The organism is Streptococcus oralis subsp. dentisani, assembly GCF_002096335.1.
GTDB lineage: Bacteria > Bacillota > Bacilli > Lactobacillales > Streptococcaceae > Streptococcus > Streptococcus oralis_Z.
Genome location: NZ_NCUW01000029.1, coordinates 137,239 through 160,575, shown reverse-complemented (window position 1 = coordinate 160,575; position 23,337 = coordinate 137,239). Strand labels below are relative to the sequence as shown.

18 protein-coding genes, 3 tRNA genes, 3 rRNA genes, 1 other RNA gene and 2 pseudogenes are annotated in these 23,337 nt (G+C 42.6%); 1 reads left to right on the top strand and 26 read right to left on the bottom strand.

Translation table 11 applies throughout. The features are described from left to right. Window positions 1-3: 3 nt before the first annotated feature. The 3 genes from plsX to B7709_RS05510 are packed head-to-tail and all read right to left on the bottom strand — an operon-like array spanning window position 4 to window position 2,929. On the bottom strand, window positions 4-996 hold the full coding sequence (gene plsX / locus B7709_RS05520) for a phosphate acyltransferase PlsX (RefSeq protein ID WP_084972022.1): 993 nt from the start codon (window positions 994-996) through the stop codon (window positions 4-6). Then, on the bottom strand, window positions 993-1,763 hold the full coding sequence (gene recO / locus B7709_RS05515; RefSeq protein WP_061454247.1) for a DNA repair protein RecO: 771 nt from the start codon (window positions 1,761-1,763) through the stop codon (window positions 993-995). The genes plsX and recO overlap by 4 nt, the downstream gene beginning before the upstream one ends. Next, window positions 1,760-2,929, bottom strand: a complete 1,170-nt coding sequence (locus tag B7709_RS05510; protein WP_061454248.1) for a pyridoxal phosphate-dependent aminotransferase — start codon at window positions 2,927-2,929, stop codon at window positions 1,760-1,762. The genes recO and B7709_RS05510 overlap by 4 nt, the downstream gene beginning before the upstream one ends. Before the next feature lie 149 nt (window positions 2,930-3,078). Here B7709_RS05510 and B7709_RS05505 point away from each other — a divergent pair, with 149 nt between their 5' ends. Beyond that, window positions 3,079-4,089, top strand: coding sequence for a YeiH family protein (locus B7709_RS05505; protein WP_084972021.1), 1,011 nt, complete (start codon window positions 3,079-3,081; stop codon window positions 4,087-4,089). Between the two features lie 27 nt (window positions 4,090-4,116). Here B7709_RS05505 and B7709_RS05500 read toward each other — a convergent pair whose 3' ends face one another. The 23 genes and pseudogenes from B7709_RS05500 to B7709_RS10315 all read right to left on the bottom strand — a co-directional run bounded on the left by B7709_RS05500 (window position 4,117) and on the right by B7709_RS10315 (window position 23,334). Next, on the bottom strand, window positions 4,117-4,554 hold the full coding sequence (locus B7709_RS05500; protein ID WP_084972020.1) for a CoA-binding protein: 438 nt from the start codon (window positions 4,552-4,554) through the stop codon (window positions 4,117-4,119). Window positions 4,555-4,673: 119 nt separating this feature from the next. Continuing rightward, window positions 4,674-5,642, bottom strand: a complete 969-nt coding sequence (locus tag B7709_RS05495) for a ribose-phosphate diphosphokinase (RefSeq protein ID WP_061454250.1) — start codon at window positions 5,640-5,642, stop codon at window positions 4,674-4,676. Window positions 5,643-5,856: 214 nt separating this feature from the next. Beyond that, window positions 5,857-6,351, bottom strand: a complete 495-nt coding sequence (locus tag B7709_RS05490; RefSeq protein ID WP_162279162.1) for a beta-class carbonic anhydrase — start codon at window positions 6,349-6,351, stop codon at window positions 5,857-5,859. A gap of 72 nt (window positions 6,352-6,423) precedes the next feature. Next, on the bottom strand, window positions 6,424-7,785 hold the full coding sequence (gene radA / locus B7709_RS05485) for a DNA repair protein RadA (protein ID WP_084972018.1): 1,362 nt from the start codon (window positions 7,783-7,785) through the stop codon (window positions 6,424-6,426). 13 nt (window positions 7,786-7,798) lie between these two features. Continuing rightward, window positions 7,799-8,314 (bottom strand): annotated as a pseudogene (locus B7709_RS05480) (histidine phosphatase family protein). Window position 8,315: 1 nt separating this feature from the next. Beyond that, window positions 8,316-8,759, bottom strand: coding sequence for a dUTP diphosphatase (locus B7709_RS05475; protein WP_061454253.1), 444 nt, complete (start codon window positions 8,757-8,759; stop codon window positions 8,316-8,318). Between the two features lie 59 nt (window positions 8,760-8,818). Beyond that, window positions 8,819-8,912: signal recognition particle sRNA small type (gene ffs, locus B7709_RS05470), an RNA gene on the bottom strand. Between the two features lie 32 nt (window positions 8,913-8,944). Next, a complete protein-coding gene (gene tadA, locus B7709_RS05465) occupies window positions 8,945-9,412 on the bottom strand; it encodes a tRNA adenosine(34) deaminase TadA (RefSeq protein ID WP_084972017.1) in 468 nt (155 codons plus the stop codon). A 200-nt stretch (window positions 9,413-9,612) separates the two neighbouring features. Next, entirely contained in the window at window positions 9,613-10,899 is a 1,287-nt protein-coding gene (locus tag B7709_RS05460) for an adenylosuccinate synthase (protein WP_084972146.1), read from the bottom strand. A gap of 245 nt (window positions 10,900-11,144) precedes the next feature. After that, window positions 11,145-11,378, bottom strand: a complete 234-nt coding sequence (gene comW, locus B7709_RS05455; RefSeq protein ID WP_061454255.1) for a sigma(X)-activator ComW — start codon at window positions 11,376-11,378, stop codon at window positions 11,145-11,147. A 360-nt stretch (window positions 11,379-11,738) separates the two neighbouring features. Next, window positions 11,739-12,095, bottom strand: a pseudogene (gene tnpA / locus B7709_RS05445) (IS200/IS605 family transposase). Between the two features lie 115 nt (window positions 12,096-12,210). Further along, a tRNA-Asn gene (locus tag B7709_RS05440) sits at window positions 12,211-12,284 on the bottom strand. Window positions 12,285-12,289: 5 nt separating this feature from the next. Next, a 5S ribosomal RNA gene (gene rrf, locus B7709_RS05435) occupies window positions 12,290-12,405 on the bottom strand. Between the two features lie 76 nt (window positions 12,406-12,481). Continuing rightward, window positions 12,482-15,383, bottom strand: a 23S ribosomal RNA gene (locus tag B7709_RS05430). Between the two features lie 129 nt (window positions 15,384-15,512). Beyond that, a tRNA-Ala gene (locus B7709_RS05425) sits at window positions 15,513-15,585 on the bottom strand. Between the two features lie 51 nt (window positions 15,586-15,636). Continuing rightward, window positions 15,637-17,183, bottom strand: a 16S ribosomal RNA gene (locus tag B7709_RS05420). Together the 16S, 23S and 5S rRNA genes with 3 tRNA genes alongside form the textbook arrangement of a ribosomal RNA operon. Before the next feature lie 231 nt (window positions 17,184-17,414). Next, window positions 17,415-17,486: transfer RNA gene (locus B7709_RS05410), tRNA-Glu, on the bottom strand. 72 nt (window positions 17,487-17,558) lie between these two features. Beyond that, window positions 17,559-18,032 carry a transcriptional regulator gene (locus B7709_RS05405; protein ID WP_084972016.1) on the bottom strand — a complete coding sequence of 158 codons (474 nt, stop codon included), beginning with the start codon at window positions 18,030-18,032 and terminating at the stop codon, window positions 17,559-17,561. Window positions 18,033-18,152: 120 nt separating this feature from the next. Further along, the gene (gene ftsH, locus B7709_RS05400; protein ID WP_084972015.1) at window positions 18,153-20,111 is read right to left on the bottom strand and encodes an ATP-dependent zinc metalloprotease FtsH; all 1,959 of its coding nucleotides are present in this window, start codon (window positions 20,109-20,111) and stop codon (window positions 18,153-18,155) included. 15 nt (window positions 20,112-20,126) lie between these two features. Then, window positions 20,127-20,669: a hypoxanthine phosphoribosyltransferase gene (gene hpt, locus B7709_RS05395; RefSeq protein WP_084972014.1), complete on the bottom strand. Its 543-nt coding sequence runs from the start codon at window positions 20,667-20,669 to the stop codon at window positions 20,127-20,129. Between the two features lie 4 nt (window positions 20,670-20,673). After that, on the bottom strand, window positions 20,674-21,951 hold the full coding sequence (gene tilS, locus B7709_RS05390; protein ID WP_084972013.1) for a tRNA lysidine(34) synthetase TilS: 1,278 nt from the start codon (window positions 21,949-21,951) through the stop codon (window positions 20,674-20,676). Beyond that, window positions 21,948-23,219, bottom strand: coding sequence for a serine hydrolase (locus B7709_RS05385; RefSeq protein ID WP_084972012.1), 1,272 nt, complete (start codon window positions 23,217-23,219; stop codon window positions 21,948-21,950). Before B7709_RS05385 ends, tilS begins: the two co-directional genes overlap by 4 nt. After that, complete coding sequence (locus B7709_RS10315) at window positions 23,212-23,334, bottom strand: SP_0009 family protein (protein ID WP_000429342.1); 123 nt, start codon at window positions 23,332-23,334, stop codon at window positions 23,212-23,214. Before B7709_RS10315 ends, B7709_RS05385 begins: the two co-directional genes overlap by 8 nt. Between the last annotated feature and the right edge of the window lie 3 nt (window positions 23,335-23,337).

The window sequence follows — 23,337 nt, the reverse complement described above, 5'->3', positions numbered from 1 at the left end:
TTTTTATTCTCCTGAAAATTCACGCGCAGTTTGAGCAACTACGTCTGTTTCTAGCATGGTACGAATCTGGCGAATCGTACTGTACACAGCCTTGGCATCACTTGAGCCATGAGTCTTGACCACAGGGGCCTTAACACCAAACAAGACCGCCCCTCCAACATCTGAATAGTTGAGCTGTTTTTTCAAAGCTCTGAGACTATCTTTAAGGAGAAGAGCACCTAGTTTCGCTCGCAGACCTCCACCTGTAATGGCGTTTTTGAGCAAGCCCATGATCCCCATGGCTGTACCTTCAATGGATTTGAGAACAGCGTTTCCCGTGAAACCATCTGTTACGACAACATCCGCAACGCCATTCATCAGATCACGCGCTTCCACGTTTCCGATAAAGTTCAAACTTTCATCAGCTACTAGCAATTCGTAAGTTTCCTTACGAAGCGGGTCTCCCTTGCTGCTTTCTGTTCCGTTGTTGAGCAAACCAACACGTGGTTTTGCAATCCCACGAACATTCTTGGCATAGAAGGAGCCGAGAATAGCGTATTGATGGAGGTGCTGAGCAGTGTTTTCCGCATTAGCACCGAGGTCAAGCATATCAAAGCCTTTTCCATCTATAGTTGGCAATGTTGACATAAGTCCAGGTCGGTCGATATTCTTGATACGACCCACGATGAAGAATCCTGCTGCCAACAAGGCACCTGTGTTTCCTGCGGAAAGAACAGCATCTGCCTCTCCCTCTTTGACTGCCTTAGCTGCTAATACCATACTGGCATTTTTCTTCTTACGGATAGCTTTTGTCGGCTCATCATCCGAATCAATTTTCTCATCCGTATGGATAATGCTGACACGATCTGTCGCTGTTAGATATTGCTTGATTTTGCTTTCATCTCCGTAAAGTTGAATCTCAATATCTGAAAAGTCAGCTAGGGCTTGATTGACCCCCTCAACGATGGCCTGAGGTGCGTAATCGCCCCCCATGGCATCTACTGCGATTTTTTTCATTTGTCTTCCTCTTTTAGTAATTGTCCCCAGTCGGCTAGGGAATCAATAAATTTTTTTGATTTTAGGTGAATTCCTACGTACTCTTCGTAGAGTTGATCCATAAATTGGCGTAACTCTTGCTTGATTTCAGGCTTGAGCGAAATAGTCTCCAAGGTCTCAAAATCAATGGCTTGAAATTGATTGAGTAGATAAGGGATGTTGGGATTCAGATGGCAACGTTTCTCGTCCTCATGGTAATGATCTGGACAGAGGCAGGCTCCATATTTAAAAGAAAAGTCAAAGGCCTGACCAACCCGATGGCAAAAGACACACTCATTAAAATTGAGGCTGATTCCAAATCGGGTCAAGATTTGAATTTCAAAAATATTGGTTAAGACCTGATAATCTATCCCTGCTTCCATCAACTCCAGAGTCTTCCTCAAGAAGGCAAACAAGGGAGCATCCTGCTGATTATCCTGCAAACTAGCATCTGCAAGAGCCGCCACATAAGTCGCATAAGCCATGACAAAGAGGTCGCTATTGATCTTGGGAAAGGTCATGACCTCATGATAGTCCTCAATGTAACTGAGTCCGTCATCATTGATTCGTAAGAGAAAACGAGCTAGTACCAAGGGCTGAATAACCGGAGCTAGTTTAGATTGACCAGCGTGTTTGACGAAAAACATGCGCTTCCCAGCCTGCTCGGTGAAGATCTTGACCAGCTTATCATCCTCCCGAAAGTTACGATTGTAGAGTACGAGACCTTGACTCGTGATAGACTGAATCATGCTTCTCTCATGTACTCCTCAAGTCGTTTCATAGCCTCTCTGATCGTTTCCATGCTGGCTGCATAAGACAGACGAACATAGCCTTCTCCGTAACGCCCAAAGGCAGCACCAGGGATAAAAGCAACAGCCTTCTTCTGAGCAAAATCCTTGAGAAAGGCAAAGGAGTTTTGATTGTAACCAGGTGGAATTTTTGCAAAGATATAGAAGGCCCCGTCTGGTTTGATAATTTCAAAACCAAGAGCAGTCATTTTCTCGATAATATAATCTCGACGCTGGATGTATTCCTTCTTCATAGGCTCTGCATCGCTTTTACCAGCTGTTAAGGCCTCCACCGCAGCATGTTGAGCCATGGTGTTTGCAGCAGTAACCAAATATTGGTGACTCTTGATTAACTGAGCTGTGAAAGCTGCAGGAGCAAAGATAAAGCCTAAACGCCAACCTGTCATAGCATGAGACTTAGATAGACCATTGATAATAATAGCCTGATCTCTCAACATAGTTCCCAGAGATACATGGACTTCGCCTGTGTAGGTCAATTCTGAGTAAACCTCATCACAGACAACGAAAATCTCATACTTGCGTAAAACGTCTGCCAAAGCTTCCAACTGCTCTCGACTATAGGTAATTCCTGTCGGATTGGCTGGATAGTTGAGAATGACTGCTTTGAGCTTGTCCCCTTGCTCCAAAATAGCCTTTTCCAACATTTCAGGAGTCAAGATAAAACCATTTTCAGTTGTATCAATCTCGACAATCTCTGCCCCAACTAGATTGACAATCGGCTCATATCCTGGATAGGCAGGAGCGGGCAAGAGTACCTTGTCTCCCTCTTCCAAAATAGCCGTCAAAGTAGCAGATAAAGCCTCTGTCGCCCCAATTGTAACTAAGATTTCATTTTCAGGAGCATAATCCAGTTGGTATTTTTCCTTAACAAAGTCACTAGCTGCCTGACGTAGAGTCAGTAGACCACTCATCCCTGTATAGTAGGATTGGTTCTGGTCAATGGCTCGCTTGGCTGCCTTCTTGACATGATCTGGCGTTGTAAAATCAGGTTCCCCCAAGGTCAAACGCAAGACCCCAGGAATCTCTGAAATAGCCTGGTCAAACTGACGAATCAAGGACACTTGAATCTTGTCTAATTGTTTATTAAAGCGCTTGGTTAAATCCATAGATACCTCCTACTTTCAAAACGTATTTCTATTATACTACAAAAGCTCCCTGACCGCAAAATCCATCTGAAACCTGCATTTTTTACTTTCTATTTTACTTTTCTTCTCGACAGGACTATAATAATAAGTGCTTATTTTCGGAGGTTTATATGTCATTTTTATCAAAAAATGGGGCAGGAATCTTGGCCTGCCTTGTCATTTCTATCATGTCTTGGTACCTAGGAGGATTCTTTCCTGTCATCGGAGCACCTGTCTTTGCTATCTTTATAGGGATGCTCCTTCACCCTTTTCTATCACCCCACAAACAACTGGATGCTGGCTTGACCTTTAGTTCAAAAAAATTACTCCAATATGCCGTTATCTTACTCGGTTTTGGTCTCAATATCTCGCAAGTCTTCGCGGTAGGGCAATCTTCGCTCCCTGTCATCCTGTCCACCATTTCAATAGCTTTGATTGTTGCCTATCTCTTCCAGCGCTTCTTTGCACTGGACACAAAACTGGCTACCTTGATTGGAGTAGGTTCTTCTATCTGTGGTGGCTCTGCTATTGCGGCGACAGCACCCGTTATCCATGCCAAGGAAAAAGAAGTAGCCCAAGCCATTTCCGTTATCTTTTTCTTCAATGTCTTGGCTGCGCTCATCTTTCCAACTCTAGGAACCTGGCTTCATCTATCCAATGACGGCTTCGCCCTCTTTGCAGGAACTGCAGTCAATGATACTTCCTCTGTAACGGCCACAGCTAGTGCCTGGGACAGTCTTTACCAAACCAATACCCTTGAGTCAGCAACCATTGTTAAACTGACGCGCACCTTAGCGATCATTCCCATCACTCTCTTTCTCTCCTACTGGCAAAGTCGCCAGCAAAAAAACAGCCAAGATTTCCAACTAAAAAAAGTCTTCCCACTTTTTATTCTCTACTTTATCTTGGCTTCTCTCTTAACGACTCTCCTTACCTCTCTTGGTGTGTCTAGCAGCTTCTTCACCCCTCTCAAACAACTATCCAAATTCCTCATTATCATGGCCATGAGCGCCATCGGTCTCAAAACCAATCTTATCGCTATGATCAAATCCAGTGGCAAGTCCATTCTTCTCGGAGCCCTTTGCTGGATTGCCATCATCCTTACCAGTCTAGGTATGCAAGCATTGATTGGTACTTTATAACACAAAAAGTAGCCCATGGCTACCTTTTTATTGTTCAAGAATTAAACGAGTATGTTCTCTCTTGATACAGCGATTCATGACGATGTTATCGCATCCTCCAGCACGCAAGATTTCTTCCGCTTCTAAACTTTCGAGTCCCAGTTGCGCCCAGAAAATCTTAGCATCAGCCTTGAGAAAATCACGCGCCACATCTGGTAAAAACTCGCTACGTCGGTATACATTGACAATATCCACAGGGAAAGGAATCTCAGCTAGACTCGCATAAGCCTTTTCTCCCAAGATTTCCCCACCTGCAAGCTTGGGATTAACTGGAATGATTTTATATCCTCTAGCCTGCATTTCCTTAGTCACTCGATTGCTAGTTGTTTCTTCACGGTCAGACAAACCCACTACCGCTAACGTTTTACTGGTCGCCAGATACTGACGGACCACACCATCGCTTGGATTGATAAATTCTTGGCTCATAGAAATCCTCCTTTTTCATCAGTATAGCATATTATGAAAGGGTTTGCAGATTTTGACTACAAAAATCTCCCAGCAAGAAAAGAAACCTGCTAGGAGAACTATCTATTTTAAGTGAAGGATTAAATCTTTTTCTCAATACAAAATAGAGGAGAAAGAGGGCGTTTTTCGTGGATGCGCACGATGGCATCTCCTAAGAGGTGGGCAATCGAGATTTGTTCAATCTTATCAATCAAACGGTCTTCTGGTAGGTAGATGGTATCCAAAACAACCAATTTTTTAATAGCTGATTTTTGGATATTGTCCATAGCTGGCCCCGAAAGAACTGGGTGCGTACAACTTGCGTAAACTTCAACGGCACCTGCTTCAGCAAGAGCATCCGCCGCATGGCAAATAGTTCCAGCTGTATCGATCATATCATCAATCAAGATACAGGTCTTACCTTCTACCTTACCGATAATATTCATCACTTCGCTAGTATTCATCTTGTCTACACTACGGCGTTTGTCAATAATCGCAATCGGAGTTTTCAAAAACTCTGCCAATTTACGAGCACGAGTCACCCCACCATGGTCTGGACTGACAACCACATAGTCAGAACCAACCATCCCACGACGTTCAAAATAGTCCGCGATCAATGGAGCACCCATCAAGTGATCGACTGGAATATCAAAGAATCCCTGAATCTGTGCCGCATGCAAATCAATCGTCAACAAACGATCTACTCCAGCAACTTCTAGCATGTTTGCAACGAGTTTTGCAGTAATTGGCTCACGCGCTCGCGCTTTTCTATCCTGACGTGCATAGCCATAGTAAGGCATAACAACATTGACAGATTCTGCACTAGCCCGCTTCAAGGCGTCCACCATAATCAAAATTTCAAGTAGATTATCATTTACAGGTGAACTCGTTGATTGTAGGATAAAGACGTGTTTCCCACGGATTGATTCTTCGATATTGACCTGAATCTCCCCATCTGAAAATTGGCGAACAGTCGATTTCCCCAACTCTATCCCAATCTCTTGCGCCACACGCTCTGCCAATTCTCTATTAGAAGAAAGGGCAAACAGCTTTAAATCAGAAAAAGACATGATTTCCTCCGGTATTTATGTATCACTTGTTTTTTACACAACATTTTCCATCTACCATTGTAGCGCTTTTTCCTTTATTTTTCAATCAAAAATAAAACAAGAGCAAACATTTATACCCTTGTTTTATATTATTTTATATTAGCTATATTAAAACTAAAAATCCTACATTTTAACAATCGTTTTTATGCTAGGATGAGATTTTTTCGAGACAAAGTTAGTATACTTCTCTCATACTTCCTGTATCCACATCATAGACAGCACCTGAAATAACCACATCATCAGGAATCATTGGAGATTCTCGAAGCAACTGCATATCCTCTCTCACACTCTCTTCAACATCCTGAAATGGTAAAAAATCTTGATCAGACACATCAACCCCGAGCTCGTTTTTCAAATGTTCATGAAAACTTTCATTTTGAAAGGTTTGAGCTCCACAGTCTGTATGGTGAAGCACCACGATTTCTCTTGTCCCCATTTGTTGCTGGGAAATCACCAGTGAACGAATCATGTCCTCAGTTACTCGACCACCCGCATTCCGCAAGATATGAGCATCCCCAAGGGCCAAACCTAGAGCTTGCGCAACGTGTAGACGTGAGTCCATACAGGTCACGATAGCTACTCTGGTTTTAGGTTTAAGTGGCAGATTTAACTCCCCATGTAGGGCAACATAAGCCTGATTGGCTTTCATAAACTGTTCAAAATACGACACGATTCCCTCCTCAAAAATTTGATAATCAAATATTTCTCCTATCTTATCATTTTTAAGAGGATTTGTCACGGATTATGCAAAGACCTTTTTCAAAACTTCCTGAATCGTTGTCACTCCAATCACCTGAATTTCTTGAGGTGGTTTAATGCCTGTCAAAGAATTTTTGGGTACATAAATCTTAGTAAAACCCAGTTTAGCAGCTTCATTGATGCGCTGTTCGATACGATTCACGCGTCGAATTTCTCCAGTCAAACCTAGCTCTCCAACAAAGCATTCCTGAGGATTGGTTGGCTTGTCCTTGTAACTAGAGGCAATAGCCACTGCAACGGCTAAATCAATAGCAGGCTCATCTAATTTCACACCACCAGCAGATTTTAGGTAAGCATCCTGATTTTGCAAGAGAAGCCCTGCACGTTTTTCCAAAACAGCCATAATCAGACTAGCACGATTGAAATCAAGCCCCGTCGTTGTACGCTTGGCATTTCCAAACATGGTTGGCGTCACCAAGGCTTGAACCTCCGCCAAAATCGGACGTGTCCCTTCCATGGTTACCACGATTGACGAACCAGTCGCCCCATCCAAACGCTCTTCTAGGAAAACTTGACTCGGATTGAGCACCTCAACCAATCCACCTGACTGCATCTCAAAGATGCCAATCTCGTTAGTGGAGCCAAAACGATTTTTGACTGCCCTCAAGATACGGAAGGTATGGTGGCGCTCCCCTTCAAAGTAAAGCACTGTATCCACCATATGCTCCAACATACGCGGACCAGCCAAGGTACCCTCCTTGGTCACATGCCCTACGATAAAGATGGCAATATTATTGGTCTTGGCCAACTGCATGAGTTCAGCTGTCACCTCCCGCACCTGAGACACAGATCCTTGCACCCCTGAAATCTCAGGAGACATAATGGTCTGGATGGAGTCGATGATGAGAAAGTCTGGTTGGATGCGCTCCACCTCAGCTCTTACGCTCTGCATATTGGTCTCTGCATAAAGATAAAACTCGCTATCAATATCCCCCAAGCGCTCTGCACGTAGTTTAATCTGCTGGGTAGACTCCTCCCCACTGACATAGAGAACCGTACCCACTTGAGACAACTGGGTCGAAACTTGTAGGAGAAGGGTTGATTTCCCAATCCCAGGATCCCCACCGATGAGTACGAGACTTCCTGGTACCACTCCGCCTCCAAGTACACGGTTAAATTCCTCCATCTCCGTCTTGGTTCGATTGACATTGATAGAAGTTACTTCAGCCAGTTTCATAGGCTTAGTTTTCTCACCTGTCAAGGACACACGCGCATTTTTGACCTCTGCAACCTCAACTTCTTCTACAAAAGAAGACCAAGACCCACAGTTGGGACAGCGCCCTAGATACTTAGGTGAATTATATTCACAATTTTGACATACAAATGTCGCTTTTTTCTTTGCGATGATAAACCTCTTTCTAAATTTCTATCTCACATTCAATTACTTGACAAAAATCAATCTTCTCATTTGCCACAAACTGCCGTATCAGCATTCGATGGGCTACAACTACCACAGTCTGATGATCTCGATACTTAGCCATAGATTCAAGAAAGCAAGCTCTCATCTCCTCAGCTGTCTCATATTGAATAGGACTATTAGGAAGCAACTCCCCCTTGTTTTCTAAAAACAGACATCTAGCTCTTTCAAAGTTTTCTATCCCTGTTTCATAGACTTGCCATTCATGCAATAAAGGCTCTACTCTTAAAGGAAGACCCGTAGCACCAGTTACATAAAGAAGCCGTTTCTAAAGCTCTTGTCACTGCTGAAGTTACTAGCGAATCAGCTGATTGTAGCAAGGGATTTTGGCAAAGTTTCTGAGCTTGTTGTCTTCCTTTCTCAGATAAGGGGGCCAAATCCATTCCGAATCCAGTATAAGAACGCTCTTCTAACTCACGATAATCTGGCTCCCATGACGCACAAAGATAATCTTCATCCTAGTGCCCTGTCGAACCAAATCCACCTGTCCGCACGCCATCTGCCTCATCCCCATCTGCAATTAAAAATGGTGCAAAGACAGCCTGAACCACACGTTCCCCAACTTCAAGAACAATCTCTTGGTCTGTGATATTTTTCATCTGCGCAAAAATATGCCCTTCATTTCCAGGATTTCCATAATAGTCCCCATCAATAACGCCAACAGAGTTGATCAAGACTAGACCCTTCTTACGAGGGTTTGAAGAACGGTCATAGAGATAGAGCACTTCTGTCGGCTGCATATAGGCCTTGACCCCCGTTGGAACGAGAACAATCTCTCCCGGAGCAATCACCGTGCGTTCCGCAACCTTTAAGTCATAACCTGCCGCATGAGCCGTCTCACGCTTCGGTAATAAATTTTCGTCTGTAAAACTCGAAACCAATTCAAAACCACGAATTTTCATCATCTTCTCTTTTCTATTATCACTTATTCTAGATTATTCTATCTTATTTATTCGGAAAAAGCACGAAAAAAGAGCACACAATTCACATCGCTTAGGGCTGCTGGATTCCTCCCCTGACCCGCTTCACGCAGAACTGTTGCTCCACTATTTATTATATCACATTCCTATTCTTTTTAAAAGCAAAATTATTTTTTCCGTCTATTTCGGAAAAAGTCCTGCATAATCGCTGCACACTCACTCTCCAAAACTCCCATTTCGACCTCTACACGATGATTGAGACGATCATCTGTCAAGATATCATACAAACTCCCAGCAGCACCAAATTTCTGATTCTTAGCCCCGTAGACTACGTTTGGAATACGGGCAAGTCCAATAGCCCCACTACACATAACACACGGTTCTATAGTCACAAAAAGTGTACAATCCAGCAGACGCCAATTCTCTTCACTCACGTTCGCATTCTCTATGGCCATGATTTCTGCATGCATAACCGCCCGTTGCAACTCCTCGCGCGCATTATGCCCCCTACCAATAATTTCTCCATCCTTGACAATTACACATCCGATAGGAATTTCATCATGCTCTAAGGCAATTTCTGCCTCCTTCAAGGCTTCTCTCATGAAGCTTTCTTTTTCTTCAACTGTATAACTCATCAATTTTTCCTTTTCCTACTTGTCGATTCTATTATTATATCATGATTCCCAAGACAAAAAAAGCCACCCAATGCGGTGACTTAATAGGGAGATTATTATGAAAAAGAAAAGTTTAGGATATTTGTTACAACAAGTTAGGAGGTCTTCTTGTAACTGTCTATAGTATACCCGACCTATCTTAAACAAATCTTAAAAATCTCTTACGACCAAACACTTTCTAAAATATTTGTCTGTTCACGACCAGGACCAACTGAGAAAGTCGAAATACGAACGCCAACCAATTCACTCACACGACGAACATAGTTACGCGCATTCTCAGGAAGATCTTCCAAATTACGAACTCCAGTGATGTCTTCTGACCAGCCTGGCAATTCTTCGTAAATTGGCTTGCAACGTTTCAACTGCTCAAGACTAGCAGGATAGTAATCAATACGTTGACCATCAAGATCATAGGCCACACAGATTTTCACAGTATCCAAACCACTCAAAACATCTATAGAGTTCAATGAAAGATTGGTAATCCCAGATACACGGCGGCTGTGACGCATCACAACTGAGTCAAACCAACCCACACGACGTGGACGACCAGTTGTTGTACCATATTCATGACCTACTTCGCGAATGCGATCTCCCACTTCATCAAATAATTCAGTTGGGAAAGGTCCGTCTCCTACACGACTTGTGTAGGCTTTACAGACACCTACAACCTTGTCAATCTTACTTGGGCCAACACCAGACCCAATTGTCACACCACCAGCGACAGGGTTTGACGACGTAACAAATGGATACGTACCTTGGTCGATATCTAGCATAACACCTTGCGCACCTTCAAACAGCACACGTTTGCCATTATCAAGCGCATCATTCAAGATAACGGATGTATCTGTCACGTATTGCTTGATTTGTTGACCATACTCATAGTATTCTTCAAAAATATCGTCAACTGAAATAGGGGTACTATCATATAATTTTTCAAACAAACGATTCTTTTCCGCAAGATTGCGTTCCAAACGTTCACGGAAAATATCCTTATCCAAAAGATCCGCAATACGAATTCCAACACGAGCAGCCTTGTCCATATATGCTGGACCGATTCCCTTGATTGTAGTACCAATCTTATTGTCACCCTTAGCTTCTTCCTGCAAGCGATCCAACTCAATATGGTAAGGCAAAATAACATGTGCACGATCAGAAATACGCAAGTTATCAGTTGTCACACCTTCACCATGAAGATAAGTCAACTCTTTTACTAGAGATTTAGGATTTACAACCATTCCGTTTCCAATGACAGAAATTTTTTCAGGGAAGAAAATTCCAGATGGAATCAAGTGCAACTTAAATTTCTTACCATCAATCACAATGGTGTGACCAGCATTATCACCACCTTGGTAACGAGCAATTACCTCTGCATTAGCTGAAAGAAAATCTGTAATTTTCCCTTTACCTTCATCGCCCCATTGGGTACCTACAACAACAACTGAAGTCATAATAAAATTCGTCTGAGCTACTAGGAGCTCGTCCTTTCTCATATACATGGCAGGAGTCTCACCTGCAATTATATCTTACAATTTATTATAAGAAAAAAACACTTTTTTATCAAGAAGAAACACTAGAAAAGATTTGGAATTTCTGTAAATTATAAAATTCAAAACCTTAAATTTTAAATAAAAACCTTAAATTCACAAATTCAATGCTCGTTATCGTTCGTGAAAAATGATATATATGATCCTCACTAGTTTAGGATAGCACCTTCTAGAAAGAATTTATCAAGATACAAGCGATAGGCCGTCTGAAAATGATATAAATTAAAGTCTTTAACACTTGTAATTCTAAATCTTATCAAGTAATAAAGTAAAAAACGAAGATGAAGTGATTCCCACTCAGCACGACTCTGACCTAAAGAAGCATACTCTTGTTCAACAAGTTTCAAAAAGACAAATGCTCGATCATAAAATTTTTGAAGCATATAAAAAATCCCTTTCTTATTATTAACACTAGTCTAACAAAAATAAAAACTAAAAAAGCTTTAAATCCTATAAAAGCAGAATTTAAAGCTAAACGAACTGAAAATAAAATAAAGAGGCATTTATAGATGCAAAAATTAAGTTTTGAATTTTGAGAAGTTTACTTCATTTATAAAATCAGAACCACCCTCTAATGGGTAGTATGCACTAGGGATATAAGCTCAAATTATCAGCCAGCGCCAAAAGACCCTCGCTTTTACATTGTTCAAGCCTTATTGCTCTTGACTCGTCACTTACCTCTCAAAGAGGCTTGAGTGTTACTTACCACTATACCTAAAGGGATCCTCATATTCTTTTACACTCTATTTATCTAGTGCAGTATCATACTTTTCCTGCTCTTGAATATATTTCTTAATTGTGGCTCCATTAAGTCCTACTGTACTCACGTAGTAACCTTTCACCTAAGAATGCCGATTCCCAAACTTATACTTGAGGTTGGTGTGTCTATCAAACATCATGAGTGCACTTTTACCTTTTAAATAACCCATGAAACTTACAACGTTAATTCTAGGTGGAATACTTACTAACATATGTACATGGTCTGGCATTAAGCGACCTTCAATAATCTTAACACCTTGCCACTTTGTGTGCGATAAACTATGAGCCTTTTGTGCCATATTTTTCCCCTTTCGCTTTACAATTGGCTTGAACACCTTTATTGTTTCGCGTTTGGAGTTTTTTGGTATAACCTTCGACGCGCACCTCACGGAGCAAGACGGACTAATAATCACATAACTAAAACAAAAAAAACACCAATGGTGTTCTTTTTTCTAACTCCGCCAGTAGGACTCGAACCTACGACATCATGATTAACAGTCATGCGCTACTACCAACTGAGCTATGGCGGATAAAAGCTAAGCGACTTCCATATCTCACAGGGGGCAACCCCCAACTACTTCCGGCGTTCTAGGGCTTAACTGCTGTGTTCGGCATGGGTACAGGTGTATCTCCTAGGCTATCGTCACTTAACTCTGAGTAATACCTACTCAAAATTGAATATCTATCAAATGTCAAGTAAACCTCGCGCTTCGTATCCTCAGTTACTTTGGATAAGTCCTCGAGCTATTAGTATTAGTCCGCTACATGTGTCGCCACACTTCCACTTCTAACCTATCTACCTGATCATCTCTCAGGGCTCTTACTGATATATAATCATGGGAAATCTCATCTTGAGGTGGGTTTCACACTTAGATGCTTTCAGCGTTTATCCCTTCCCTACATAGCTACCCAGCGATGCCTTTGGCAAGACAACTGGTACACCAGCGGTAAGTCCACTCTGGTCCTCTCGTACTAGGAGCAGATCCTCTCAAATTTCCTACGCCCGCGACGGATAGGGACCGAACTGTCTCACGACGTTCTGAACCCAGCTCGCGTGCCGCTTTAATGGGCGAACAGCCCAACCCTTGGGACCGACTACAGCCCCAGGATGCGACGAGCCGACATCGAGGTGCCAAACCTCCCCGTCGATGTGAACTCTTGGGGGAGATAAGCCTGTTATCCCCAGGGTAGCTTTTATCCGTTGAGCGATGGCCCTTCCATACGGAACCACCGGATCACTAAGCCCGACTTTCGTCCCTGCTCGAGTTGTTGCTCTCGCAGTCAAGCTCCCTTATACCTTTACACTCTGCGAATGATTTCCAACCATTCTGAGGGAACCTTTGGGCGCCTCCGTTACCTTTTAGGAGGCGACCGCCCCAGTCAAACTGCCCGTCAGACACTGTCTCCGATAGGGATCACCTATCTGGGTTAGAGTGGCCATAACACAAGGGTAGTATCCCAACAACGTCTCCTTCGAAACTGGCGTCCCGAGCTCATAGACTCCTACCTATCCTGTACATGTGGTACAGACACTCAATATCAAACTGCAGTAAAGCTCCATGGGGTCTTTCCGTCCTGTCGCGGGTAACCTGCATCTTCACAGGTACTAAAATTTCACCGAGTCTCTCGTTGAGACAGTGCCCAAATCATTACGCCTTTCGTGCGGGTCGGAACTTACCCGACAAGGAATTTCGCTACCTTAGGACCGTTATAGTTACGGCCGCCGTTTACTGGGGCTTCAATTCATACCTTCGCTTACGCTAAGCACTCCTCTTAACCTTCCAGCACCGGGCAGGCGTCACCCCCTATACATCATCTTACGATTTAGCAGAGAGCTGTGTTTTTGATAAACAGTTGCTTGGGCCTATTCACTGCGGCTGACTTAAAGTCAGCACCCCTTCTCCCGAAGTTACGGGGTCATTTTGCCGAGTTCCTTAACGAGAGTTCTCTCGCTCACCTGAGGCTACTCGCCTCGACTACCTGTGTCGGTTTGCGGTACGGGTAGAGTATGTTTAAACGCTAGAAGCTTTTCTTGGCAGTGTGACGTCACTAACTTCGCTACTAAACTTCGCTCCCCATCACAGCTCAATGTTATAGAACTAAGCATTTAACTCAATTCACACCTCACTGTTTAGACAGACACTTCCAATCGTCTGCTTTAGTTAGCCTACTGCGTCCCTCCATCACTACATACTCTAGTACAGGAATATCAACCTGTTGTCCATCGGATACACCTTTCGGTCTCTCCTTAGGTCCCGACTAACCCAGGGCGGACGAGCCTTCCCCTGGAAACCTTAGTCTTACGGTGGACAGGATTCTCACCTGTCTTTCGCTACTCATACCGGCATTCTCACTTCTATGCGTTCCAGCACTCCTCACGGTATACCTTCTTCACACATAGAACGCTCTCCTACCATACCTATAAAGGTATCCACAGCTTCGGTAAATTGTTTTAGCCCCGGTACATTTTCGGCGCAGGGTCACTCGACTAGTGAGCTATTACGCACTCTTTGAATGAATAGCTGCTTCTAAGCTAACATCCTAGTTGTCTGTGCAACCCCACATCCTTTTCCACTTAACAATTATTTTGGGACCTTAGCTGGTGGTCTGGGCTGTTTCCCTTTCGACTACGGATCTTAGCACTCGCAGTCTGACTGCCGACCATAATTCTTTGGCATTCGGAGTTTATCTGAGATTGGTAATCCGGGATGGACCCCTCACCCAAACAGTGCTCTACCTCCAAGAATCTCTAATGTCGACGCTAGCCCTAAAGCTATTTCGGAGAGAACCAGCTATCTCCAAGTTCGTTTGGAATTTCTCCGCTACCCACAAGTCATCCAAGCACTTTTCAACGTGCCCTGGTTCGGTCCTCCAGTGCGTCTTACCGCACCTTCAACCTGCTCATGGGTAGGTCACATGGTTTCGGGTCTACGACATAATACTAAAGCGCCCTATTCAGACTCGGTTTCCCTGCGGCTCCGTCTCTTCAACTTAACCTCGCATCATATCGTAACTCGCCGGTTCATTCTACAAAAGGCACGCTCTCACCCATTAACGGGCTCGAACTTGTTGTAGGCACACGGTTTCAGGTTCTATTTCACTCCCCTCCCGGGGTGCTTTTCACCTTTCCCTCACGGTACTGGTTCACTATCGGTCACTAGGGAGTATTTAGGGTTGGGAGATGGTCCTCCCAGATTCCGACGGGATTTCACGTGTCCCGCCGTACTCAGGATACTGCTAGGTACAAAGACTATTTTAAATACGAGGCTTTTACTCTCTTTGGCTGATCTTCCCAAATCATTCTTCTATAATCTTTGAGTCCACTTTGCAGTCCTACAACCCCGAAGAGTAAACTCTTCGGTTTGCCCTCCTGCCGTTTCGCTCGCCGCTACTAAGGCAATCGCTTTTGCTTTCTCTTCCTGCAGCTACTTAGATGTTTCAGTTCACTGCGTCTTCCTCCTCATATCCTTAACAGATATGGGTAACAGGTAGTACCTGTTGGGTTCCCCCATTCGGAAATCCCTGGATCATCGCTTACTTACAGCTACCCAAGGCATATCGTCGTTTGTCACGTCCTTCTTCGGCTCCTAGTGCCAAGGCATCCACCGTGCGCCCTTATTAACTTAACCTTATTAACCTAATTTTTTCAAAAATTAGAAAACTAATTAAATACTTACAGCGTTTCGGTTTATTTTCTTGTTACTATTTGATATAGATATTCAATTTTCAATGTGCATTACTTGGTGATCTCTCACCAATGGAGCCTAGCGGGATCGAACCGCTGACCTCCTGCGTGCAAAGCAGGCGCTCTCCCAGCTGAGCTAAGGCCCCACAAGACCTCTCAAGACTAAACAAGACCAATGCGCAGTTCCTTTTCCTTAGAAAGGAGGTGATCCAGCCGCACCTTCCGATACGGCTACCTTGTTACGACTTCACCCCAATCATCTATCCCACCTTAGGCGGCTGGCTCCTAAAAGGTTACCTCACCGACTTCGGGTGTTACAAACTCTCGTGGTGTGACGGGCGGTGTGTACAAGGCCCGGGAACGTATTCACCGCGGCGTGCTGATCCGCGATTACTAGCGATTCCGACTTCATGTAGGCGAGTTGCAGCCTACAATCCGAACTGAGACTGGCTTTAAGAGATTAGCTTGCCGTCACCGGCTTGCGACTCGTTGTACCAGCCATTGTAGCACGTGTGTAGCCCAGGTCATAAGGGGCATGATGATTTGACGTCATCCCCACCTTCCTCCGGTTTATTACCGGCAGTCTCGCTAGAGTGCCCAACTAAATGATGGCAACTAACAATAGGGGTTGCGCTCGTTGCGGGACTTAACCCAACATCTCACGACACGAGCTGACGACAACCATGCACCACCTGTCACCTCTGTCCCGAAGGAAAACTCTATCTCTAGAGCGGTCAGAGGGATGTCAAGACCTGGTAAGGTTCTTCGCGTTGCTTCGAATTAAACCACATGCTCCACCGCTTGTGCGGGCCCCCGTCAATTCCTTTGAGTTTCAACCTTGCGGTCGTACTCCCCAGGCGGAGTGCTTAATGCGTTAGCTGCGGCACTAAACCCCGGAAAGGGTCTAACACCTAGCACTCATCGTTTACGGCGTGGACTACCAGGGTATCTAATCCTGTTTGCTCCCCACGCTTTCGAGCCTCAGCGTCAGTTACAAGCCAGAGAGCCGCTTTCGCCACCGGTGTTCCTCCATATATCTACGCATTTCACCGCTACACATGGAATTCCACTCTCCCCTCTTGCACTCAAGTTAAACAGTTTCCAAAGCGTACTATGGTTAAGCCACAGCCTTTAACTTCAGACTTATCTAACCGCCTGCGCTCGCTTTACGCCCAATAAATCCGGACAACGCTCGGGACCTACGTATTACCGCGGCTGCTGGCACGTAGTTAGCCGTCCCTTTCTGGTAAGATACCGTCACAGTGTGAACTTTCCACTCTCACACTCGTTCTTCTCTTACAACAGAGCTTTACGATCCGAAAACCTTCTTCACTCACGCGGCGTTGCTCGGTCAGACTTCCGTCCATTGCCGAAGATTCCCTACTGCTGCCTCCCGTAGGAGTCTGGGCCGTGTCTCAGTCCCAGTGTGGCCGATCACCCTCTCAGGTCGGCTATGTATCGTCGCCTTGGTGAGCCGTTACCCCACCAACTAGCTAATACAACGCAGGTCCATCTGGTAGTGATGCAATTGCACCTTTTAATTGACTATCATGCAATAGTCAATATTATGCGGTATTAGCTATCGTTTCCAATAGTTATCCCCCGCTACCAGGCAGGTTACCTACGCGTTACTCACCCGTTCGCAACTCATCCAGAGAAGCAAGCTCCTCCTTCAGCGTTCTACTTGCATGTATTAGGCACGCCGCCAGCGTTCGTCCTGAGCCAGGATCAAACTCTCATTAAAAGTTTGAGTTCTCACTCATTTCTGTCACTGACAGATTTATTGTTTTTTCATTGTTCAGTACTACAACCTCAGTTGTAGTGCCCTGCACATTGGTTCGTCTTGTTCAGTTTTCAAAGGTCTTTGTCACTCTTTCTCTCTCAAGCGACAACTATATTAGTATATCACAGCCGCCGACTTTTGTCAACACTTTTTTGAAACTTTTTTTACTTTTTTCAACCCTGCGATACACCATAGTCCGTACGGGATTCGAACCCGTGTTACCGCCGTGAAAAGGCGGTGTCTTAACCCCTTGACCAACGGACCTGAGCTTTTCAACTCTTTCTATTATACCTACTTTTTTGCCTTTGTCAAGAACTTTTTTGGGCTATTTTCATTTTATCTAAAATCACTCAATACCACTCTTAATTCGCCTAGGAGTGACTTGCGTCCTTTGAAACATTCTCCTCCCATGAGACGGTCCACTAACTCTTGTTTTTCCATACTCTGCTTTGATTTGTAATTCTTTAGAAGTTCGTGAAAGAGATAATAATCGTCCAGCCTGAGTCCTTTTTCGCCTAGGCGATGGCTGATTTCGCTCACCTCCTCATAGGGCTCTTTGTCGAAACGGCGCTTGTGACTTTCCTGTTTACGGATGTAGTCTAGGATGCGATTGCGGAATTTGGTTTTAAAGCAGACATATAGTCGGTGACGTTCTCCCTCTAGTAACTCTGGATGGTGACTGACTAGCTCATAGAGGCACATCATACCTTCCTGATCCCAGTCCTCTTTCTCCCACAGATGGAGATGATAATCTTTCCGACACTTATGGACAATCCCCTTGCTTTCTTCATATAATTCTTTTAGATTCATAGATTTCTCCTTTCTGCCTTTAGTCTAGCAGAATGCACGAACCTATGGATCTCTTTCCTCTATTCGATACTTATTCCTCCCTCAACGGCACATAAAAAGAGAGGCAGCGCCTCTCCGGGGTTATTTTTCTTCACTCATTTTTGATTTTACTTCATCATAAGATAGGGCATGGGTTTCCTCTTCTACAGTCTCAGGCATTTTTCCTGTTTCGTAAAGAGATTTAATTTGAGTACTATCCAATGTTTCATATTTCAACAATGCTTCTGCAATTAGTTTGTGAGTTTCACGATTTGATTGAATTATTTCAGCTGCTTTGTTCCGTGCTTCATTTAATAATGAACGAACTTCCTCATCAATCTCATAGGCTGTTTGCTCTGAAATTGATTTTTGAGGACTTTGTGCACCAAACATAGCATGATTGCCTTCATATTGAACTGGACCTAGTTTTTCACTCATACCGTATTCAGTGACCATTGCACGCGCCATCTGTGTAGCTTGTTCAAAGTCATTTGAAGCTCCTGTAGTTTGGACATTAAAGATAATCTCTTCAGCTACACGACCACCCATCAAACCTGCTAATTGCTCTTTCATATCTTCTTTAGAAAGAAGCATTTGATCTTCTTTAGGAAGTGCAATCATGTATCCCCCTGCACGTCCACGTGGTACGATGGTCACTTTATGAACAACACGAGCATTTGACAAGACTAAACCAACAATGGTATGTCCAGCCTCATGGTAGGCAACCAATTCACGTTCTCTTTGTGATACTGTTTTATCTTTCTTAGATGGTCCAGCAATCACTCTGTCCTCTGCCTCATCAATATCTGAAGCATCAATGACTGACTTGTTGCGACGAGCAGCAACCAAAGCTGCCTCGTTTAGAACATTTTCCAAGTCAGCACCAACAAAACCTGGAGTTTGTTGGGCAACTAATTTCAAATCAACATCCTCTGCTAGAGGTTTGTTTTTAGCATGAACTTTCAAAATTGCTTCACGACCTTTAACATCAGGGCGACCAACCAAGACTTTTCTATCAAAACGTCCAGGGCGTAGTAGAGCAGGATCGAGGACATCTGAACGGTTTGTCGCAGCGATAACGATAATTCCTTCATTGCCCTCAAAACCATCCATTTCAATTAAGAGCTGGTTCAAGGTTTGCTCACGTTCATCATTTCCTCCACCGAGGCCAACACCACGTTGGCGACCAACAGCGTCAATTTCATCGATAAAGATAATGGCTGGTGCTGCTTTTTTAGCATCCTCAAAAAGAGAACGAACACGACTTGCACCAACTCCGACAAACATTTCTACAAAGTCCGATCCTGAGATGCTAAAGAATGGAACGCCTGCTTCTCCAGCAACTGCCTTAGCAAGCAAAGTCTTACCTGTTCCCGGAGGTCCCTCTAAAAGAACACCCGCAGGAATACGCGCACCAAGTTTTGTAAATCGTTTTGGGTCTTTTAGGAATTCAACAACTTCAACTAATTCTTGTTTTTCTTCCTCGGCACCTGCTACATCTGAAAATCGTACCTTGATATCTTCTTTGTTAGCAGCCTTGGCCTTGCTACGTCCAAAACTCATTGGATTTCTACTATTATTTCCTCCCATATTTCCCATCATAGAGAATAGGAAGAAGAAGAGAATGGCAAATGGCACAACAGAGACAAGGATATTGATCCACATACCACTCGAACTCTCATGTTTAACCGTTACCTCAGCCTTATGTTCAGAAGCAAGTTTTTGCAATTCTGCAACTGTTGAATCCGACGGAAGAATGGTACTTGAGAATCTTTCTACTGTCGTAGCATCAGGAGTGAAAAATTGAATTCCTGTTTCTTCTTTACTTGTCTTAGGATTTTTATAAACACCAGACACCTCAATGATGCTACCATTCGGCTGATAGGTCAATTCTTTTACATTGTCTGCTGTAATTTCTTTTACCAATTCTGTATAGTTAATTTTTTCACTTTTCCCAGCAGCATTTCCAGAGTAAAAATACTGAAATCCTGTTACAAGGAAGAAGATAATTAACAAGTATAGAAATGGATTTCTAACTAAACCATTATTTTGTTTTTTCATTAAAGAATGCTCTTTCTAATTTGAATAAACTTCCTCTTTCAACACTCCAACATAAGGAAGATTACGATAGTTTTCTTTGTAGTCTAAACCATATCCTACTACAAACTCATTTGGAATAGTAAAGCAAGTATAATCAGCTTCGATTTCAACAATTCGCCCTTCTGGTTTATCCAACATGGTTGCAATCTTAACAGAAGCTGCTTTTCTTGCAATAAACATATCTCTCAAATTCTTCAAAGTTTGACCTGTATCGATGATATCTTCTACAAATAGAATATGTCTTCCTTTGATATCTTGAGTTACATCTTGCTTGATATTGATCACACCACTGCTTGCAGTTCCACCGTGGTAGCTAGATACCATCATGAAGTCCATCTCAATATGCGTATCAATATGTTTGACCAATTCAGCCATAAAAGGAATCGATCCTTTCAAAATTCCAACAAGAATTGGATTTTTTCCCTCATAATCTTTGGCTAATTGTGCACCTAGCTTTTTAGCTGCTTCTGTAATTTCATCATGTGAAATGAGGATTTTTTTAATATCGTGTTCTAACATCTTTTTACCTATCTATTTTTTCTATATAAAGTACAGTGTTCATTATATCATTTTTCGTGTTTTTACTCAAATCACTGATAGCAATTCCCAAAATTGAAACAATTTCTCCAAATTGCTCAATAATAGGAGCTGTTTTTCGTTTTTCAATAGGGATTTTCAAATCTATAAATAAGCGTCTCAGTTTCTTTCGATGACCATTCAGCCTAATAACATCACCAGGTTTTCGATATCTAATATGTACAGATGTTTCCCGTGAAACCATCATTTTTTGAACAGCATCTCCTTCGATAGGGATGCCAAAGGAAAATAAATAACCCATATGTCGAACTTGATTTTGATAGTGTAACACAAGTTCATCTTCCTTTTCATCAGCCTGAGGACTGATTTTGCAAACTCGAAAATTCTGATACTCTTTTATCAATTCATAACCATTTTTCAGTGGGTGACGATACTGACTTTTCCTTACTAAAATCTGTCTAACTTCATCAAACTGAGCCTTTGTAAGATTTAAGTCAGGAAATTGATTGAGATAGTTCTGGAGCAAGACCCCTTGAGTTTGTTTTGAGTATGAAAAGAGCTCATTCAAATCTTCTACATCAATCTGTTCAGAAAGCTCCGTTATGGCTGCTTGGTAATCTGAAATCTCACTTCCTAGATTTAAAAGAGCAGATCTAAGTCGAGGATTTTCTTTTTCAAGTTCTGGTAAATATCTATTTCGAATACGATTGCGAAAATAGCTGTTCTCACGATTTGTTTGATCTTCGAAATGAAAAATTAGTGGAAAATCTTTTTTATGAAAATGCAACAAGGGACGGATGATTTCAATATCATCAACTACTTGACTTTCTTTTATTCCTATTAAATGACGTAGTCGACTTCCACGAATGAACCGCATCAAAATCGTTTCAACCTGATCATCTGCATGGTGGGCAGTGACCAAGGCTGTCGCCCCAACCTCTTTCATGATTTTCCTAAAAAAATCATAACGAAACTCTCGAGCACGCGCCTCTGAAAACTCTCCTGAAAAGCTTGTGATATAAATAGGAAGTCCAGCTACATCAGCTAACTTCCTTAGTTCATTTTCCTCCCAGTCAGACTCACTTCTCTGCTTATGATTGACATGAGTTAAAATCAGCTCAATTCCCAACTCATTTTGATAAGTAGACAATAGATGGAATAAAAACATCGAATCCAGTCCACCAGACAGAGCCAATAGGACTTTAGAATGTTTTTTGAAGTACTCTTTTCGGAGAAAATGATTTAAAAAATCCTGCTCCCTCATTTTAGAACCTCATAGACATCCTTTGCTATCTTAGCAATAGTGTCATAATCAGAATTTTTGGTGAAAATGGAAAGAACGAAAGGAGAGTCCGTATAAACAATCGCAGTATCGTGTTTGAACTCATCCGCATCTCCGATTTTATGAGCTACCTTAACCGAAACACCTTTTGCAATTCGCTGGTTGTCAAAATTCGTCTTGCTTAGAGACTCCAGTACGAAGCCATTCTGATTATAAATAGCTTCCATGACCTTTCCAGCCATTTTTGAAGAAGTTAATTTATCATTCACATCCCAATCTTCACCCATAATAGTGGACATTTTTTCTTTAAAAGTTCCGTCAGATTGATTTGTCACATAATAACCTAAAATATTATGAGCAACATTGTCAGACTCTTTTGTTACCTTGGTAATTAACTGTTGAAGACTGTAATCTTTGTTGTCTTCTTTTTTAGGTAAACTGCCACTACCTTCTGGTTTATAGGATCCAGGGAAACTATTTACTTCTGGAATATACTTGAAGCTACTGTCCAGCGTATATTCCCCTTGATTTATCTTATCTTGAGCATAATAAAGGTAGGCCAGTTTCAAGATGCTAGCTGCATAGAGTTTGCTGTCTTCATTCACCCCAGCCTCTTTTCCTGTGCTCAGTTGTTTAACATAAATAGAGTATTTTTCGTTCTGATAGTTGTTTGATAAGATTTCTTGAACCTTCTGGATACGATTGTCCTCTTCTGAGACGAACTCTTTTGATACCCACCCAACTTGGTCAATATGAAGAAATTCTTGTCCCTCAGCAAAGAGGGTTCTATCCACTATTACGCGTTGATAGGGAGAGAGGGATGAAGAAATTTCTTTAGCATCATAAGGGCTATTATAGATAACAAACCCCGGTTCCAACCATACTTGTCTACTTTGAGTTTGAACATGACTTTGATCATAGACCAAACGCTTATCTGCAACGACAAACTGATGATTGTCTAATTTAAAAACAGGAATACCTTGTCTATTCAAACGCCATTCTACGATTTTAAAGGTGGTTCCAGGAGTCAATTTTCCAGACTCCTTAATCAAATCCTCATTTGCATAGATAGCCGTTTCTCCATAAACCATTGGCGATTCAAGAGGTTCTTTATAGTAAAATCCATAATCAGACTCAGTTAGATAATAAATTTCTTGTGAAGAGTAAGGAAGCTGTTTTTCTGTGCTAACTACTCTTGAAGTTATGATAAAAACAGATAGTAGTGATAACACTACTAAGAACTTACGCATTCTTTCCTTCCCTTTCTTCTTGTAATCGTAATAAATGATTTTTAGTTGCTAATTCTTCTAATTTTTCATCTGACAAACTTAAAAACTTCTCAACAACTTCTAATAAATTTTCCATGAC

Bases quoted from the DNA above. Each gene is read 5' to 3' on its own strand.
- tadA (WP_084972017.1), bottom strand. From the start codon at position 9,412: ATGAGTTATACAGTTGAAGAAAAAGAAAGCTTCATGAGAGAAGCCTTG.
- tilS (WP_084972013.1), bottom strand. From the start codon at position 21,951: ATGAGGGAGCAGGATTTTTTAAATCATTTTCTCCGAAAAGAGTACTTC.
- comW (WP_061454255.1), bottom strand. From the start codon at position 11,378: ATGCTTCAAAAATTTTATGATCGAGCATTTGTCTTTTTGAAACTTGTT.
- B7709_RS05505 (WP_084972021.1), top strand. From the start codon at position 3,079: ATGTCATTTTTATCAAAAAATGGGGCAGGAATCTTGGCCTGCCTTGTC.
- B7709_RS05405 (WP_084972016.1), bottom strand. From the start codon at position 18,032: ATGAATCTAAAAGAATTATATGAAGAAAGCAAGGGGATTGTCCATAAG.
- B7709_RS05495 (WP_061454250.1), bottom strand. From the start codon at position 5,642: ATGTCTTTTTCTGATTTAAAGCTGTTTGCCCTTTCTTCTAATAGAGAA.
- ftsH (WP_084972015.1), bottom strand. From the start codon at position 20,111: ATGAAAAAACAAAATAATGGTTTAGTTAGAAATCCATTTCTATACTTG.
- B7709_RS05510 (WP_061454248.1), bottom strand. From the start codon at position 2,929: ATGGATTTAACCAAGCGCTTTAATAAACAATTAGACAAGATTCAAGTG.
- hpt (WP_084972014.1), bottom strand. From the start codon at position 20,669: ATGTTAGAACACGATATTAAAAAAATCCTCATTTCACATGATGAAATT.
- B7709_RS10315 (WP_000429342.1), bottom strand. From the start codon at position 23,334: ATGGAAAATTTATTAGAAGTTGTTGAGAAGTTTTTAAGTTTGTCAGAT.
- B7709_RS05385 (WP_084972012.1), bottom strand. From the start codon at position 23,219: ATGCGTAAGTTCTTAGTAGTGTTATCACTACTATCTGTTTTTATCATA.
- B7709_RS05500 (WP_084972020.1), bottom strand. From the start codon at position 4,554: ATGAGCCAAGAATTTATCAATCCAAGCGATGGTGTGGTCCGTCAGTAT.
- B7709_RS05460 (WP_084972146.1), bottom strand. From the start codon at position 10,899: ATGACTTCAGTTGTTGTTGTAGGTACCCAATGGGGCGATGAAGGTAAA.
- B7709_RS05475 (WP_061454253.1), bottom strand. From the start codon at position 8,759: ATGAAAATTCGTGGTTTTGAATTGGTTTCGAGTTTTACAGACGAAAAT.
- plsX (WP_084972022.1), bottom strand. From the start codon at position 996: ATGAAAAAAATCGCAGTAGATGCCATGGGGGGCGATTACGCACCTCAG.
- recO (WP_061454247.1), bottom strand. From the start codon at position 1,763: ATGATTCAGTCTATCACGAGTCAAGGTCTCGTACTCTACAATCGTAAC.